At 66.7% G+C, this 16836-nt stretch carries 12 protein-coding genes; 10 read left to right on the top strand and 2 right to left on the bottom strand.

From position 1 onward, the window contains the following. Positions 1 to 389 precede the first annotated feature (389 nt). Positions 390 to 2348 (bottom strand): hypothetical protein, encoded by a 1959-nt coding sequence (locus tag QQ657_RS12660; protein WP_284742286.1) that lies wholly within the window; start codon positions 2346 to 2348, stop codon positions 390 to 392. A gap of 2443 nt (positions 2349 to 4791) precedes the next feature. Here QQ657_RS12660 and QQ657_RS12665 point away from each other — a divergent pair. Then, positions 4792 to 4965, top strand: a complete 174-nt coding sequence (locus tag QQ657_RS12665) for a hypothetical protein (RefSeq protein WP_284742287.1) — start codon at positions 4792 to 4794, stop codon at positions 4963 to 4965. Positions 4966 to 5168: 203 nt separating this feature from the next. Here the strand turns inward: QQ657_RS12665 and QQ657_RS12670 are convergent, their stop codons facing one another. Then, positions 5169 to 5708 carry a hypothetical protein gene (locus tag QQ657_RS12670; protein ID WP_284742288.1) on the bottom strand — a complete coding sequence of 180 codons (540 nt, stop codon included), beginning with the start codon at positions 5706 to 5708 and terminating at the stop codon, positions 5169 to 5171. A gap of 699 nt (positions 5709 to 6407) precedes the next feature. On the opposite strand from QQ657_RS12670, the gene cas3 reads away from it, so the two are divergent. The 9 genes from cas3 (at position 6408) to QQ657_RS12710 (ending at position 16769) form a co-directional block, all read left to right on the top strand. Next, complete coding sequence (gene cas3 / locus QQ657_RS12675) at positions 6408 to 8792, top strand: CRISPR-associated helicase Cas3' (RefSeq protein WP_284742289.1); 2385 nt, start codon at positions 6408 to 6410, stop codon at positions 8790 to 8792. After that, positions 8789 to 9106 carry a hypothetical protein gene (locus QQ657_RS12680; RefSeq protein WP_284742290.1) on the top strand — a complete coding sequence of 106 codons (318 nt, stop codon included), beginning with the start codon at positions 8789 to 8791 and terminating at the stop codon, positions 9104 to 9106. Before cas3 ends, QQ657_RS12680 begins: the two co-directional genes overlap by 4 nt. Then, positions 9103 to 10671, top strand: a complete 1569-nt coding sequence (casA, locus tag QQ657_RS12685; RefSeq protein ID WP_284742291.1) for a type I-E CRISPR-associated protein Cse1/CasA — start codon at positions 9103 to 9105, stop codon at positions 10669 to 10671. The genes QQ657_RS12680 and casA overlap by 4 nt, the downstream gene beginning before the upstream one ends. Then, a complete protein-coding gene (gene casB, locus QQ657_RS12690; protein WP_284742292.1) occupies positions 10668 to 11228 on the top strand; it encodes a type I-E CRISPR-associated protein Cse2/CasB in 561 nt (186 codons plus the stop codon). The genes casA and casB overlap by 4 nt, the downstream gene beginning before the upstream one ends. 23 nt (positions 11229 to 11251) lie before the next feature. Next, positions 11252 to 12385 (top strand): type I-E CRISPR-associated protein Cas7/Cse4/CasC, encoded by a 1134-nt coding sequence (gene cas7e / locus QQ657_RS12695; RefSeq protein ID WP_284742293.1) that lies wholly within the window; start codon positions 11252 to 11254, stop codon positions 12383 to 12385. Further along, positions 12382 to 13089, top strand: a complete 708-nt coding sequence (gene cas5e / locus QQ657_RS12700; protein ID WP_284742294.1) for a type I-E CRISPR-associated protein Cas5/CasD — start codon at positions 12382 to 12384, stop codon at positions 13087 to 13089. Before cas7e ends, cas5e begins: the two co-directional genes overlap by 4 nt. Continuing rightward, positions 13080 to 13742 (top strand): type I-E CRISPR-associated protein Cas6/Cse3/CasE, encoded by a 663-nt coding sequence (gene cas6e, locus QQ657_RS12705; protein ID WP_284742295.1) that lies wholly within the window; start codon positions 13080 to 13082, stop codon positions 13740 to 13742. Before cas5e ends, cas6e begins: the two co-directional genes overlap by 10 nt. Before the next feature lie 54 nt (positions 13743 to 13796). Next, positions 13797 to 13943, top strand: a complete 147-nt coding sequence (locus QQ657_RS56685; protein WP_434056735.1) for a type I-E CRISPR-associated endoribonuclease Cas2 — start codon at positions 13797 to 13799, stop codon at positions 13941 to 13943. A 1011-nt stretch (positions 13944 to 14954) separates the two neighbouring features. Continuing rightward, positions 14955 to 16769 carry a DUF262 domain-containing protein gene (locus QQ657_RS12710; protein ID WP_284742296.1) on the top strand — a complete coding sequence of 605 codons (1815 nt, stop codon included), beginning with the start codon at positions 14955 to 14957 and terminating at the stop codon, positions 16767 to 16769. The last annotated feature ends 67 nt before the right edge of the window (positions 16770 to 16836 follow it).

Here is a 16836-nt window from a genome sequence, read left to right on the forward strand (position 1 = left end):
CCAGCGCTGCCTCTGCCACGCGAGCAAAGTCGGCCACTTGAGCTGCAGGTCGGTGCCGAGCTTCAAAGTGGGTTTATAGATCGCTCCGCAGACCACTCAACCTCAACCCGAGAGATCTCCCACCTCCACGTGCTCAAAGGGGGACTTGAACCCCCACGCGTGGGAGATCTCCCAACTTCGGGGAGATCATGCCCTCATCGTAGCGCAGAGTCACCACGCTCGCACGTGCCGCCCAGGTGGGAGTTGCGTGATGCGGCTGTGGTCGAACTGGATGGCACGTGACATAAGCGCTGAGATCCCTTGCGAGCGGACCGAGAATTCGATGCCGGCCGACAATACGTAGCCGTGACGCCGCGTCGAAGTGAATGGGGCACGAAGTCGCAGGACGTTCAATCAGGTGGATAGAGGTCCAACTGCGCGGCAGATTCATTGAGTTCCCGCGCCTGGGACACAAGCCGGCTCAGCCGATCTCGGTCGACTCTCCAGCCGAACAAAGAGCTTGCGTGCCCCAGCAAAGTCAACATGGCGATCACGGCCGCCGAGCCGACCAAATCGGTCAACGGACCTGGCGACAGCTTCGTATGGAATCCAGCCTTCTGGGAGTCGACACGCCGAACGTGGAGACCAGCCGTTCCGTATGCGCCGCTGGCCGCCCACTTTGCAAAGCTCATCTCCAAGTCCAAGCTACGATAGATGAGCGAATCCTTCGGATCAGCGAGCCTGCTGGGCACCACTACGTTCTGAGCGTCGGCAGTGGCAAGCAATTCCGATTGCCGATTGGCGACGTACTCGGCGTCGGCACCAAACCCTGAAATCGCCTCAAGTGCCTCACGAACAGCCAATCCGAAGCGCGGACCGCCCGAAGTTGCCATCTGCTCGAAGCGAGCGGCAACCAAGACCAGTCCTTGCAGATTCGCAAATGCTTCCACGGGCAAGAATGAGGTGATCAGCTGTTGAACTGCTTGAAAACACGACATCCCTTGCCCGAACAGATTAAAGGCAAATAACGATGCTTGAGTATGAGATCGCTCCCCCCCACTCTCCACCGCCGAGTCCACTATCGGAACGACCGCATCAAGCAACTTCTTGAGCGACGAGGCAGGCTCTCTCTCGACCACGATCTCTTCATCACTTATCTGCACCGGAGCTTGACCACTCTCAAGGCGCCCGTGAACACCTAATCGTTCCAGCCGAAAGCCAATTTCGGGATGCGTGCGGACAGTCATTCTCTCCCGATGCATGATCATAAAAGCAGATCCCTCGCGCACGACCGAGTCAACTCCCGAGCTCCACACAAGCCGGGGGTAGCGTTCCCCCTCCTCAGCCGGATCCTCCGCCACCCCTGTCAAACGTCCGCGCACAACCTTGCGCAGAGACTGAACGTCCATCGGGGCAACGTCGTTCAGCTTTTCCGCGATCCCTTCAGGCAGATCAAGCAGATCCACAATGGCTCGACGAACGTATTTGAAGGTCTTGTCAGCGCAGGCGATGGCATGTTTAGCTACCGCATTCAACTCCAAGATCCCGTGCTCAAGGCCATCACTCGCCGTTTTTGCCGCCTGATAAGTAGACGCATCCCCTTGGAATATGACAGACGCTCGGATCCGCGCCCCCAAGAGGTCTCTCCACCTCGGGCGATTCGGGTCATCCGTTACGAGACCATGTTCACGCGCCAAACTCTCCTCCGAGACGTCCGTACGTGCGATGATTTTGCGTATTACAGCTTTCGTCAGGTTCTCGGCAGCGATCCACAGATAGTTGAGCGCAAGCCATTCGCCGCCGATGCACCACTCACGTAACGCCAGTTCGTAGTGACGCAGTGCTCTGCCGATGCGCTCGTTATCAGCAACACCCATGAACGCCACGCAAACCGCCTCGAGGTGCTGCACCTCGAAGCTACGCCCCGGTGGGACGGGACCACGCTCGTCCGCGATGAACACTTGAAGATAATCGCGTTCACCGCTGGAAGCGAAGGTCTCGTACGCGAGCACCACCCCCGCCGGTCCCACGCGGACGTTCGCAACGAATCCGACCATGTTAGCGATGGGTCGCGCGACATTGGGAAACTTAGCCACTGCCTCGTCCAGCGAACTAGCATGGCCACGCACCTCCACGACCAGCTCGCGGGGCAGCGGTTTGCTTTGGTCGTCAACCCAGCGAGTGAAGGCGCGAATCCGAAGGGGCCGCAAGTCGATCTCGGGCGCATGCACGGACAATTCCCAGCCGCCCTCCGGCAGGAACCTCGCCGAAGATGTCGCTTGCAGCACGACGGTGTAGTCACTTCCGTCGGCGTCTGAAGTGCTCAGTCCAGACGTCGGGCTGGCCTGCGGCTGGTCATTCGTGCTCATATCACGAAGTCGTACGAGACTTCCCCGGCGTAACACACCGGGACGGCCGACCCGGCAGCCTACGTAACGCCTCAGCATCGAACAGGAGCTCGAGCAGCTCAGGTTCACGACCTCCATGCTCGCGTTCCGGGGCAGCGCCCCAAGACCCGGATGCGCGTAGGCACCTTGTAGGCCGGCAGCCGAGCCCGCACCCAGTCGCACAGTTCTTGCTCCGTCGACTCTTCCCCGTGGCCAGTTCAACCCCGGCCACTGGCCCCTGACCGAGCCGTTCATCTGGGCGGCGACAACCGCCGCATCCTGGACCGTTGAGTATTCGAGTAGGGGCTCCGCGGACGGTTCGCCGACATCTTCCACCCCCGGAGCATTTTTTGATGTCATGCCTGCATGACCCGCACACGGGCCCGCACCCTTCGGCCCAACCGGTCTACGCGGCGGCGGCGTTCTGGCAAGACCCCTGTCTCCTCGACGAATATTCGCCGAAGGCTGGCTGCCCGAGCTCGACCAGCCGGCGACGACCGCGGCGAGCTCGTAGGGCTGCATGCCTGAGCCTGCGTACGATCGGTGCGTTCGGCGCGCTCACCGAGTGCGAGGTCGCCGGGCGCTTTCCCGGGGCGATCACTGCCCGCCGGCTCGCTCGGGGCCTTGCGCAGCGGCCGCCGGTGTACCTCGGCGATGAAGACGGCACCGCCGGGTCCCGGAAGGTGCAGCGCGACGCTGGGCAAGCGAGCCCCGGCCCGCGGCCCCGACTGGTCGCGACGACCTCCCAGCACTCCAGCAGTGGTGAGGTAGAAGAACTCGATCGTCGCGCCTGTAACAGCGGCCAAGTCGCGTACGCGGCGGCTCGGCGCGAGTTGCCGCGCCGCCCTGCATCCGGCTGCCGCTCATTGTTCACAGAGTCGGTGGGTCTCCGACGAACTGGCCGGAGACCCACCGCGGGGAGCTCAGCCCCGAACTGCGGCCCTCTCCTCGGCGAGTTCAGCGGGCGGTCGCATATTGCCGATCCGGCGCACCGCCTGCGCAGTCACCTGAGCGAGCCACTGAGCCTCCGTGATCCGCGGCCACAGTCGCGTCTCCATACGACTGCGCAGCTCGAGCAGATCGGCTGTGCGACACCCTCGGCGGTACCTTGAATAGCTGGAAACACGTAAGAGGCGCAGCAGCAAAGTGAACTAAAAACGCTGTTCGACTGCTAGATTCGCAGGTCAGCAAGTGTCGTCCCCGCGCACGCGGGGCTGGTCCCACGCCGCATCCGCACGCCGGGTCCACCGCCAGGTCGTCCCCGCGCACGCGGGGCTCGTCCCCACTGGATCGGCCACCCGTCCGGAATCGATCCGTCGTCCCGCGTACGCGGGGCTGGTCCCGGAACCAAGCCGGACGGGAAACCGTGCGGCAGGTCGTCCCCGCGCACGCTGGGCTGGTCCCGTCAAGATCGACGTCGCGGACTCCGGAGCCAAGTCGTCCCCGCGCACGCGGGGCTGGTCCGTCGTCGCTGCAGTCCGCGGCGGCGCCGCTCATGTCGTCCCCGCGCACGCGGGGCTGGTCCCTGGAAGTAGGCGGCCTGCTGGTCGGTACCGGTGTCTTCCCCGCGCACGCGGGGCTGGCCCCCGATCGCCGGTCAGGATGTCCGTGTCCGACGGGTCGTCCCCGCGCACGCGGGGCTGGTCTCATGCTGCTGTACGCCGGCGTCACGTTACGGCGGTCGTCCCCGCGCACGCAGGGCTGGTCCCGCGTCGACGCCGGCCACGCCGCTCGGGTTGCCGTCGTCCCCGCCCACGCGGGGCTGGTCCCTGCACGCTACGGTGGCCGTCGGTCTCGACCATGTCGTCCCGCGCACGCGAGGCTGGTCCCGACCAGGCCGACCTCGGCACCGCTGACGCCGCGTCGTCCCCGCGCACACGGGGCTGGTCCCGCCAAGTACCCCACGCCCGACGACGTCGCGGCGTCGTCTCCGCGCACGCGGGGCTGGTCCGTTCATCACCGTGGTGTCGCGGCGCCGGTCGGAGTCGTCTCCGCGCAGGAGGGACTGGTCCCAGGGGATCGCGAAGCGCCGGCGGCGGTGGTGTCGTCCCCGTGCAGGCAGGGCTGGTCCTTACTCGGCCGCCGAGCCGTTCGAAGTCGACGTGCCGTCCCCGCGCAGGCGGGGCTGGTCCGAACGTGAAGCTGGTGCTGTGCGACATGGTGATGTCGTCCCCGCGCAGGCGAGGATGCTCCGTCGACGAGGGCGGCGTTCATCGCGGCCTATTCGTCGTCCCCGCGCAGGCGGGGCTGGTCCCCGCTTCGCGATCTGGACCGGGTCGGTGGTGTCGTCTTCTTCCCCGCGCAGGCGGGCCTAGTCCCAGCTGGGTGGGTGCGGTCTTGAAGTGTTCGCGGTCGTCCCGCGCAGGCGGAACTGGTCCCGCCTAGATTTGGTCGAATTGAGAAGCCGAGTACACAGGCAATTTAGTTGTCGAAGCCCCGTCTGGAGACGAAAGGGCTGATCGAAGCCCTCAACGGCGAAGGGCGTCAGCGCCCGGTGCAGATCACCGACCAGGGACGCACGGTCCTGGAGCGCAAACTGCGCGCCATGGCCCGGGTGGCCGACGCCGGGCTCCGGCGGCTCGACGTCCGACCGGCATGACCGTCGCCCAGTGGCTGGACCGGCTCTACCCGCGCGCGTTCCGGGACCGCTGGGGCGCCGACCCGACGGCGGACGTCGCCGCGGGTTGCCCGCGGCGCTACCCGAAGGCCACCGTCCACTCGCCGCTACCCAAGACCTCGGCGGTGGATCGGAGTGCCCCGCCATCCGCCCTCCCCCCGCTGCCTACCGCACCTCAGGTCCGATCATGCCTGGCCGACGAACACAGCCTTGTCCGACGCGAAATCCGGTTGAAGCGCGATCTGCAATTCGCCTTTCCCTTTGCCGACCGCGTAAGCCTGCTCGTAGGTGTAGGTCTTGCCCGGCAGCACCGTGGCGGCGTCCAGCCCGCCCCCGCCGCAGGAACCGCCGCTGTCGAAGATCGGTTCGGCTTTCGCGCCAGCGAACTGGACGTCGTTGCCGAAGGCCAGCGCTGCCGCTTCGTAGGGCTTGTCCGTGCCGTTGACGATCGTGAACCTGACTTTGACGGCGCGCTCGACGTTCGGTGGCGACGCATAGGACGAAGGTTTGCACGCTACTGGTTCGGCGAGTTCAATCGCCAGCCCCGACTTCCAGGTGTAGCGCTGTCCCCAACTGGGCGCCGGCTTCTGCTCGGCCGGCACTGCGGCCTCGCTGGACGCGCCTGCCGACGCCGGACTGACACTGCCGGTGTTGGCGCTCGGCACGCCGCAGCCGCCGAGGAAGACGCCTCCGGTGACCGCGCCGATCGCGGCAATTGTTCTCATTCGCATGGATTCCCCTTGGATCATGGTGCCTGTGCGATGTCGCCGTCCGGGTGCCCGCCGTTACTCCCAAAGCCTCGGCGTAACAAGATCGTGGCGGGGCGGCAGCCGTCGCCGCTACGAGCCAGCACATGAACGGCCTGGCAGCCGGCCTGGCATTGCTCGACCAGTCGCACGACCGCGCGGAGCCGCACTGGCGAGTAGTCAGCACAGTCGGCACCCGCGCAGCGCCGCGGCGACGGTGGCGATCAACGACTGTCGACTTCGCAGGTCAGCAAGTGTCGTCCCCGCGCACGCGGGGCTGGTCCGATCTCGATGCAGCCCCGCCGCATCATCTCGGCGTCGTCCCCGCGCACGCGGGGCTAGTCCCGTCTCCAGCTCGTTCGAGTCGGCGCTGATCCCGTCGTCCCCGCGCACGCGGGGCTGGTCCCGGGCTCCCGCTGCTCGACGAGTACGGCGGCCTGTCGTCCCCGCGCACGCGGGGCTGGTTCCCGCGGACCTGGCAGGTGTAGGTGTGGTTGGGGGCGTCTCCGCGCACGCGGGGGCTGGTCCCGTGCCGACGACCTGAATTCCATTGTTGATCACCAGGTCACGTGGCAGAACCGGCCTGAACCGTCCGTCAGGCAGCCTAAGAATAGACATCACCGTCTTTGAGATAGGCTTTCAACTGCTGACGTTGACGTCGACCGTCCACGAGGGAAAGTGACATCACCGCACACGAACAAGGCGAAGATCACCGAGCCTTGGGGCAAGTCCGCCGGACTCGAGCGATGCCATCCGTTGGTCTGCCACATGATCGACACCTTCCACACCGCACGAGTACTGTCCGATCTTCTTCTAGTCCGGGGCAGGATGCGCACCGAATTGCGGAAGTCTCTCGGCGCACTGGGCGAGAAGAACACGCGGGAGTGGGTCGCATTCTTCTGCGCCATCCACGACCTCGGCAAGTATTCACCTTCTTTCCAGGCTTTGAACTTGCCTTTGGCGGCCACTAGAATCGGGCCATGGGGTCTACATGACGTCGAGTTCGTAGCCAAGCCCGCTGGCTTTTCGGGCCACGCGGACACGCCCCACGGCCTGTTGACGACCTTTCACCTCCAGAATCTGCTGGAAAGCTGGGGCGCCACGAGGGAAACCGCAGCCACGCTGGCCGCTGTAGCTGGCGGACATCACGGGCACTTTCCCTCAGGTCAGGAAATCACCCAGGTACGAGGTGAGAGCAACAGTCGTGGCGGCCAGGCCTGGGAAGCCGCGACGACGGATCTCGTGCTCCAGGTTGCCGAACTGTGTGGGCTGCCCGATCCGCGTCGACTGCCCTGGCGGGATGTCCAGCTGTCCGTGCCGAACGGTGTCGCACTGGCGGCGCTGACCACCGTGAGCGACTGGGTCGCCTCCGATCGGCGGAACTTCGAGCCGCCGGAAGCGGTGTTCGACCTCGCCGCCTACGCCGACGACGCCCGGAAGCGAACAGAACAGGCCGTCGCCCGATTGAACATGGCACCGTGGCGGCCGACGACGTCCCGGTTCGATGTGCTCTTCGACAGTGCTCCCCGGCCGGTTCAGGGTCTTGTCGAGCGGCTGACCGCTGACCTTGACGAACCTGCGCTGCTGCTGATCGAGGCACCGACCGGCGACGGCAAGACCAAGGCAGCCTTGCAGGCCGCTGCGGCGCTGGTGCGACGTCTGGATCTGGCCGGGTTCTACTTCGCGTTGCCGACGCAGGCCTCCAGCCGGCAGACGCGCAAGGTCGTGGAGAAGATGCAGCGCGCTCTGGGCGATCCGACCGATGTGCACCTGGTCTACGCCGGCGCCCTGCAAACCGATTCTACGCAGCCGGCCGAGGTGGGACTGGACGAGGTCGGCGATTCCGACGTGGCCGCCAGGACGTGGTTCACCCGCAAGCTGGCCCTGCTCGCCGCGCTCGGCTGCGGCACCATCGACCAGGCGCTGAAGGCGACGTTCCGATCAGGGCACGTGTTCGTCCGGCTCACGGGGCTGGCGGGCAAGGTCGTCGTGATCGACGAGGTGCACGCCTACGACACCTACATGTCCACCACGCTGGCCAGGCTGCTCACCTGGCTCGGCGCGCTCGGTGTGCCGGTGGTGTTGCTGTCGGCGACGCTGCCCGCCGGACGGCGCCATGACCTCATCGCTGCATGGCAGGCCGGCGCCCGAGGCTGCTACCCCCACGAGATCCCCGCCGCGCCGACAGAGGCGGCTTATCCGCGGGTGGCGCTCGCGAAGGCCGCCGGTGACGTCGAGTACCTCGAGACGACAGTGTCCGAGGTCAACGAAAATCGGACGGTCCATCTCGAACACGTTCCCGATGGCGACGTCGTCGACTGGCTGCTGGCCGAAGCGGCGAAGGGCCGTTGTGTTGCGGTGGTGCACAACCTGGTCCGCCGTGCCGTCGAGACCTACGACGAGCTCGAGAAGCGCATCGCGACGCTGCCGGAACGGGAACGTCCGCTGCTGGTCGCGATCAACGGCACTCTCCCTGAGGCGACGCGCCGGAAGGTGGAGAACGAACTGGAAGGATTCTTCGGTGAGAACGGCGCCCGGCCACAGCGTGCGATCGTGGTCGGCACCCAGGTACTGGAGCAGAGCCTTGACTTGGACTTCGACCGGCTGCTGACCGACCTCGCCCCGATCGACTCGATGCTGCAGCGAGTCGGCCGGGTGCACCGCCATCAACGCGGTGCCGAGCGCGGTCGATTGGTCATGGCCATCACCGGGGTGAGCGACACGGCGACAGGGCCGCAGTTCCCCCGGTACACGCACGCGGTTTACGCCCCTATCGTGCTGCTACGCACCTGGACGCTACTGCGGGAGCTGTCAACCATCGAGTCCTGGACCGAGGTGGCCGAACTGGTCGAAAAGGTCTACAGCGACCAGTTCGCCTGCCCACTGGGCTGGGAGGCCGCCTGGAACCAGGCAACCCAGCGGCTCGCCACAGCACATCACAACGACAAGATGGCCGCGGCCGGCGCATGCCTGCCGCTGCCCCACCTGGTGGAGGAACTCCACGAGCTGACCGGCTACCCCAGGCCGATCCGCACGCGCAAGAATTCGGGAGGCCGACGATGACCATCGAGGAGAACGTCGTCGGGTCGTCGGTCAGGGTGGTGCTCTACCGCCGTGACCCGGCAGGCGAACCGACGTTGATCTGCTCCGGCAGCGACGACCCAGCGCAGTCCGCGACCGTGCTGACCGCGCCGGTCTCCGTCCCGTTCGCCGTCGTGCGGGCGCTGCTGGCCACCAGCGTACCGGCGGAATTCGCGGAGAATCCGCACATCAACCGGCACCGCGCGCTGATCTTCACCGACGGCCGATGCCAGATCGGCGGACACGACCTGCGCTACCACGAGAAATTCGGCGTCTACCCGGCCGAGGAGACATGACCGCGTCCTTCAACCTCATCACCGAGCCGTGGATCCCGGTGGTCCACCTGGACGGCAGACCCGGCGAAGCCGGGCTGAGCGAGCTATTCACGTCCGCGCACGACATCCGGCGGATCGTCGGAGAGACACCGCCGATGACCGCCGCCCTGCACCGGCTGGTGCTAGCGCTCCTGCACCGCGCCTACGGTCCCGCTCGAAGCGGGGACTGGGGTGCACTGTGGAAAGCCGAATCCTTCGAGCGCGAGCCGCTCTCGACGTACTTCGCCCGCTGGCCGGGGGCGTTCGACCTGTTCGATCCGCAGCGGCCGTTCCTGCAGTGCGCGGCGTTGCCCGCGGTGAAGAAGTCGACCGTGGCGAAGCTGATCCCGGACCGGGCGGTCGGCAACAACGTGACGCTGTTCGACCACACCACCGCCGGTGACCGGATCGAGCTCACCCCCGCCGCGGCCGCGCGGTGGCTGGTGACCGCCCACGCCTACGACCCCGGCGGCATGAAGACGCCGGCGTCCACGATCAAGTCCTCGAAACGCGCTCCCTGCAACAACTTCGCCGTCGTCCTCGTCGAAGGCGGCAACCTCAAGGAGACGTTGCTGCTCAACGCGACCCGATACGATCCCGCCGATCCGGCGGACGCTCCTACCTGGGAGCGACCGGTGCCACCCGCTGAGCCGGACCGGCGCCGGCGCAGCGGCTGGACGGACCTGCTGACGTGGCCGTCGCGGCGTGTCCTGCTGGTTCCTGACGACCGCGACGGGACGCCCGTCGTCGCCGAAGCGGTACTCAGCCCGGGCACGGAACTCGTCGATAAGGTGGCGGATGTCGAGTTCATGGCCGCCTACCGCACGACGCTGACGGCGTCAGGCCGGCCGAAGGCCGAGGCGCCGATGCTGCCGGTGCGCCTGCACCCGGTCCGGGGTGTCTGGCGGCACAGCGTCGAGCTGCTGCTGGTCGATCTCTGGCAGGAGGAACGCAGCCGGCAACGGCCCCGCGCGCTGAAGGAGCTCGCTGACCGCGCCGAGCGAGACCACATTCCCGGCGACACCGTCTTTACGTTGCGGGTTTTCGGTCAGCGGCTGGACAAGAACGCCAGTGTCGTCGAGGGATACTTCGAAGAGGCGGTACCGGCGCCGGTCGCGTTGATCCGCGCAGGACGCGGCGACGTGGCCGGGCTGGTCGGAGCCGCGATCGAGCTGGCCGACGAGGCCGGCGCCGCCCTGCGGGCGTTTCAGCGTGAGTACCACAAGGAGCTGCGGGCCGAGCCCGACGTCACGCTCGATCTGGCTTACTGGCCGGTGTTGCCGCGACCGTTCGCCGGGTTCCTCCGCAGCCTCAACGACGCCCGGGTCGCGGGGACACCGGAGCGGCAGGTCCTGAAGGACTGGCGCCGGGTCGTGGACTCCGTCGCACGGCGGGCCGCCGATGGCTGGGCGACCGGCTTGGATGCGAGGGGCCGCGATCTGAGGGCGCTCGGGAAGCACCAAAACGGCCTGTACAAGCGGATGCGGCAGGTCTTAGGCCGCTTCGACGTTCAGATAGCCAAATTTCTGACGAAGGGCGACGAGTGAGCGCACCGTATTCAGAACGCCGGTACGCGTTCATCAAGGGACTGCACGTCCTGCACGCCGCAGCCGACTCCGGCAACGCCGCGCGACAGGCGGCGAGCCGCCAGACCCTGGCGGGACTGCGCCGCGGCTTGGCCACGGGACAGCCGCAGCTCGGCGCGCACGAGATCGTGTTCCGGCACGATCCGCCCGACTCCGAGCTGGAGGTGTGGCTGCTGATCGCGGGCCTGTTCGCGACCAACCCCCACCGCACCCTCGCCAAGCGCTCACTCGGCACGTCGATGCGCACCCTGCAGGAACTGCGAGGCGACGCCGCGACCCGCCGCTTCGATCAGCTGCTGCAGATCGACCGCGCAGCGCTGCCTCACCACCTGCGACAGGTGATCCGGCTGCTGGCCTCCGACAACATCCCGATCAACTACGCCGGTCTGCTCGACGACCTCGTCGTCCTGCTCGGCGACAACCACCAGGACAAGGCCGCCCACCGCGTTCGCCTGCGCTGGGCCCGCGACTTCCACACTGCCCCCGCCACCACAGCCACAACCGCGACCACCGACTGATCCCGACCCCGGAGAAACCGATCATGATTCTCGAACTCCACCTGCTGCAGTCGTTTCCCGTCAGCAACCTCAACCGCGACGACGTCGGCCAGCCCAAGACCGCCACCTTCGGCGGCGTCACCCGGGGCCGGATCTCCAGCCAGAGCCTCAAACGTGCCGCCCGGAACCTGTTCGCCCAGCACGGCCTGGACGAGCACGAGACCGCGGTGCGGACCAAGCGCCTGCGGGCCGAGGCGGCCGCCGTGCTCGCCGAACGCGGCCGGGACCTCGACGAGGCGCGTGGGGTGGCCATCGCCGGGCTGGAGAAGCTCGGCTTCGGCGTCGACCAGACCACCGGCCTGACCGAATACCTCCTCTTCGTCGGCCACGACGCCATCACCTACCTCGCCGGCTACTGCGACGAGCACTGGGACGAACTGCTGGCGATCGCCGCGGCCAAGGAAGGCACGAAGAAGCCACCGAAGGTCAAGCCCGACAAGGACGCGCTCACCCACGCTCGTCGGCTGCTCGACGCCAGCCGCGCCGCCGACGTCGCGTTGTTCGGCCGGATGATCGCCGACAACAAGGACTTCAGCGTCACCGCCGCGTCCCAGGTCGCACATGCGCTGTCCACCCACGCGGTAGCCACCGAGTTCGACTTCTACACCGCCGTCGACGACCTCAAGCCCGAAGCCGAGTCCGGCGCCGACATGATCGGCACCGTCGACTTCAACGCCGCCTGCTACTACCGCTACGCCAACCTCGACCTCGACCAGCTCGAGCGGAACCTCGGCGGTGACCACGACCTCGCGGCGCGCGCGGCCAAAGCGTGGCTGAACGCGTTCATCCACGCCGTCCCCAGCGGCAAACAGAACTCGATGGCGGCCCTCACCAAACCCGAAGTCCTGCTCGGAGTCGTCCGCGACGGCGACGCCTGGAACCTCGCCAACGCCTTCCTCAAGCCCGTCAGCGACGCCGACGTCATGACCGCCTCCGCCCACCGCCTCGCCGCCCACTTCACGCAGCTGCGCGGCTTCTACGGCGACGACGGCATCCGTGCCGCGATTGCCGCGTCCGTCACGAGCGAGCCGCTCACCATCGAGGGCGCCGAGACAGCCGCGAACCTCGGCGAGTTCACCGCCGGCCTGCTGGCCGCGACGGAGCCGGCCGCCGTATGAGCCACACTCTCATCCTGTGCATCGACGCGCCGCTGCAGTCGTGGGGCCAGCGCGCTCGCGGCGTGCTCCGCGACACCAGCATGGAGCCCACCAAGTCCGGGATCGTCGGCGTGCTCGCCGCCGCCTGCGGAGTGGAACGCGACGACGAAAAGCAGATCGCCGAACTCGCGACCCTACGGCTCGGTGTCCGGGTAGACCGCGAAGGGCTGCTGGAACGGGACTACCACACCACCCAGAACGTCCCGACCACCCAGGGCACCGGGCACCGCACCGTGGTCAGCGAACGCTACTACCTCGCCGACGCCCTGTTCCTCGTCGCCCTCGAAGGCTCCCTCGAACTGGTGACCCGGCTCGGCGAGGCCGTCACGAAACCGCACTGGCCGCTGTACTTCGGCCGGCGCGCGTTCGTACCCGCCCAGCCACTGTTCGACTGCATCCAGGATGCCTCGCTCGAGGACGTCCTGCGCAGCCATCGGTGGCTTGAGCACCCTGAGCGCGTCGCCGAGTTGGACGACGCGCAGCGGAAGCTCGCGCTGCGGACCGTCGTCGACTGCCTGCCGTCGGCTCCCGGCGCGGAAGCCCGCAACGACGTCCCGGTGTCGTTCGCCGACGGCGCTCGCCGCTACGCCACCCGCACCGTCCTCGTCGACGACGTCCCCCTGACTCCGGCGATGATCCCCACCGAGGAAACCCGATGTTCCTGAGCAAGCTCACCATCAACATCCGATCCCGCACGTTCCGCCGCGACTACGCCAACGTGCACGACATGCACCGCACGCTCATGTCGGTCTACCCCGAACTCCCACCGAGCAACGAAGCCCGACGCACCCACGGCCTCCTCTGGCGGCTCGACAGCCACCGCGGCGGGTTCGTCCAATACGTCCAGAGCCACAGCAAACCCGAGTGGAGCAAACTTCCCACCGGCCACCTCGCCGCTCCCGCGGAGGTCCGGCCGCTACAGCCGGTCCTCGACGCCGTGAGCCCGGGCCGCAAGTTCGCGTTCCGTTTCACCGCCAACCCCACCAAGTGCGACAGCAAGACACGCAAGCGCTTCCCGCTCCGCCAGCCCACCGACCAGATCGACTGGCTCATCCGCCAAGGCGAACGCCACGGCTTCGTCGTCCCCAGCGCTGCCGGCGGATTGCCGGATCTCGCGGTCACCCCGATCGCCGCAGCGACCGGCCGGAAGGATGGTTCGACGAAGATCACCGTGGAGCCTGTTCGCTTCGACGGGCACCTGATCGTCACTGACCGCGAGGCATTCACCGCGGCCCTCGCTGACGGCATCGGACGCGCCAAGGCTTACGGGTGCGGGCTTTTGAGCCTGGCTCCGGCTCGCAATCTTCCAGTCGCTTGAGGTGGTGTCGTATCGCGAGGTGGACGCCTCCCGCAGCGGCGGGAGGATCTGGTCGTGGCGCCATCCAGCCTTCGCGGTCACATGGACCGATGGTTGCTGGAGATCTCAGAGGTCTCCGCTCGCGTCCGTGCTTTGTTGTGGAACCACGTCCCGGGCATGGTGAAGGCGGGGGCGCGCGATCACGGAGTATGCGGCCGATAACGAACAGGACGTTCAAGGCTCACCACCACAACTGGACATCGATCGACTTCGATGGCCGGCAACTCTATGCCTCCAGCTCCAGAGCAGCTGGTGACTGAAGACGTGCGCAAGAAAGGTTGGAGCACCGCCAATCGTCCCCGCGCAGGCGGGGCTGGTCCTCCGGGGTTGTCGAGGACCTTGGTCAACTTGCCGTCGTCGCCGCGTATGCGGGGCTGGTCCGGACATCGCGCGCATACTTGGTGATCGACTCGGGTTCGTCCCCGCGCAGGCGGAGCTGGTCAGTTGATGATCTGGTCTGCGCCCTCGGGCTATGCGTCGTCTCCGCGCAGGCGGGGCTGATCCCCCTTCGCGGCCGGCGGCCCACTGCAGCTGGGTGTCGTCCCCGCCAGGCGGGGCTGGTCCCAGGTGCCGCCACGCGTGCGGGTTCGTCGCCAGGTCGCCCCCGCCCAGGCGGGGGTTTGGTCCGGCCTCGACGAACGTCGAGCCGAGGCGCTCGGCGTCGTCCCCGCGCAGGCGGGGCTGGTCCGAACGTGAAGCTGGTGCTGTGCGACATGGTGATGTCGTCCCCGCGCAGGCGGGGTTGCTCCGTCGACGAGGGCGGCGTTCATCGCGGCCTGTTCGTCGTCCCCGCGCAGGCGGGACTGGACCCGCGTAGATGAAGTAGGCCAGGACGATCGGTATGTCATCCCCCACGTATGTGGGGCTGGTCCGAACCGCGTGATCACAATGGGCGCGGCGATCCTGTCGTCCCCGCGCAGGCGGGGCTGGTCCCGCGCTGGGAAGCTGACGGCAGAAAATTCGATACGAATGACCACGGCTCGGCACGGTTTGCCACTGACGAGTTCAGTTCGACCGGCGATATCAAGTTTCGCCGTTGCCGAATATTTCGTTATACAGCTGCTTACTACGGCGTACGGGTGATCCGCCGTGGTCTCTGACCGCCAGCGATCGGCGACAGTCGGAAAGGGCCGTTAGGCTTCCTGGTCGCGCCCAACTGCCGGACTCTGTGGGATGTCGTTCGTGGAAGCCAACACGCTGACGCCGCAGAAGCTGTTCGAGCCGCAGGTCCGCTACGTCATCCCGGTCTTCCAACGCCCCTACGTCTGGGACATCGAGAAGCAGTGGGAACCGTTGTGGGAGGACGTGCGGGCAGTTGCCGAAGAGCTGCTGGAATCCAGCCAGCAACCGACGCCGTCCGAGGTGCCAGCGCACTTCTTGGGCGCTGTGGTGCTCGATCAGCAGCGTATCCCCGCCGGATTTATCCAGGTCAGGCATGTTATCGACGGCCAGCAGCGGCTCATTACGCTCCAGCTGCTGCTCAACGCCACGCGTCAGGTCGCGGCCAAGCATGGCCGGCAGCGGGACGCGGCTCTCCTGACCACGCTGGTGCGGAATCCGGAGCACATCGTCGACAGCGACGATGAGATCCTCAAGGTCTGGCCGATCAACGCCGACCGTGCAGCCTTCCAAGCCACGATGGACGATGACGAGGCCAACGATGCGAGCGGCCATCGTGTCAGCCAAGCCATTGTCTTCCTGCGTGAACGCATCACCAGCTGGGCGTTCGACGCCTCGACCGACGACAACAGCACGCCGTCCGATCGACTACGTGCCCTCACCATGGCCCTGGCCCTCAACCTCAAACTGGTCGTCATCAACCTGGAGCCAGCAGACAACGCTCAAGCGATCTTCGAAGCCCTCAACGACCGCGGTGCGCCACTGTTGGCAGCCGACCTGGTCAAAAACGCCGTCTTCCAGGCCGCCGAGCGGCAGCACCTGGACGTCGACAAGCTCGATCGCGACTATTGGGACACGCTGTCCGGCGACTTCTGGCGTGAAGAGCAGCGGCAAGGCCGGCTGAACAGGCCGCGGATCGACATCTTCCTGAGTTACTGGCTGACCATGCGGCGCGCGCACGTCGTGCCGTCTGACCGCATCTTCACCGACTTCCGCGACCATGTGCTGCGGCCCGCCGAAGACGTTCTGACCGTCATGGCCGAGTTGCAGGCGGATGCGAAGACGTATCGGCACCTGTCCGACTTCCCGCCGCACTCGGTCCCCGGCACCTTCTACTACCGGGTCATCCAAGTGATGGACATCGCCGCGACCATGCCGCTACTGCTCTGGCTGGCGCGCCCGAGTTCGGGGGTGCCCGAACAGGCCCGCGACCAAGCCCTGACCGCACTCGAAAGCTGGCTCGTCCGGCGCATGCTCTGCCGAGTCAGCATCGCCGACACCACCAACCTGGTCGTCGAACTTCTCCGACGGCTACGCACAGCCGACCCGGCCGAGGCCGGGCAGATCACCGAAACGTTCCTTGCCGAGCAAACCGCCGACACCCGCCGCTGGCCGACCGACGAAGAAGTCATCGACTCGATTCGGCGCATTCGCTTCTACAACTCCATGACACCGCGCCGCCGCGGACGCATGATCCTCGAAGCACTCGAGGACAGCTACCGATCCCCCAAGACTGAGGAAGCCCACTGCCGACGCGGCGACCTCACGATCGAGCACCTCATGCCACAGAGCTGGGAGCAGCATTGGGGCGCCGACTACCCCTCAGACCCCGCGTCGATCCAAGATCGGAACCACCGCATACAAACCCTCGGCAACCTGACACTGGTGACCGCCCGGCTCAACCCCGTCATCTCGAACAGTCCGTGGCCACCGACAGCCGGCGCTCCGAGCCCCGAGGGAAAGCGCGCCGGCATCAGCGCTCACAGCGTCCTGCTCCTGAACAAGCGACTCGTCGACAAACACCTCGACAAGTGGACTGACCAGGCGATCGAGGATCGAACAGTGGAACTGGCGCAGCGAATCACATAGATCTGGCAACTCCGCACCTAGCTCCGCTCACCTGAAACAGCCTGCTCGTATGGGAACATCTTTGACG

The organism is Amycolatopsis ponsaeliensis, assembly GCF_030182635.1.
GTDB lineage: Bacteria > Actinomycetota > Actinomycetes > Mycobacteriales > Pseudonocardiaceae > Amycolatopsis > Amycolatopsis ponsaeliensis.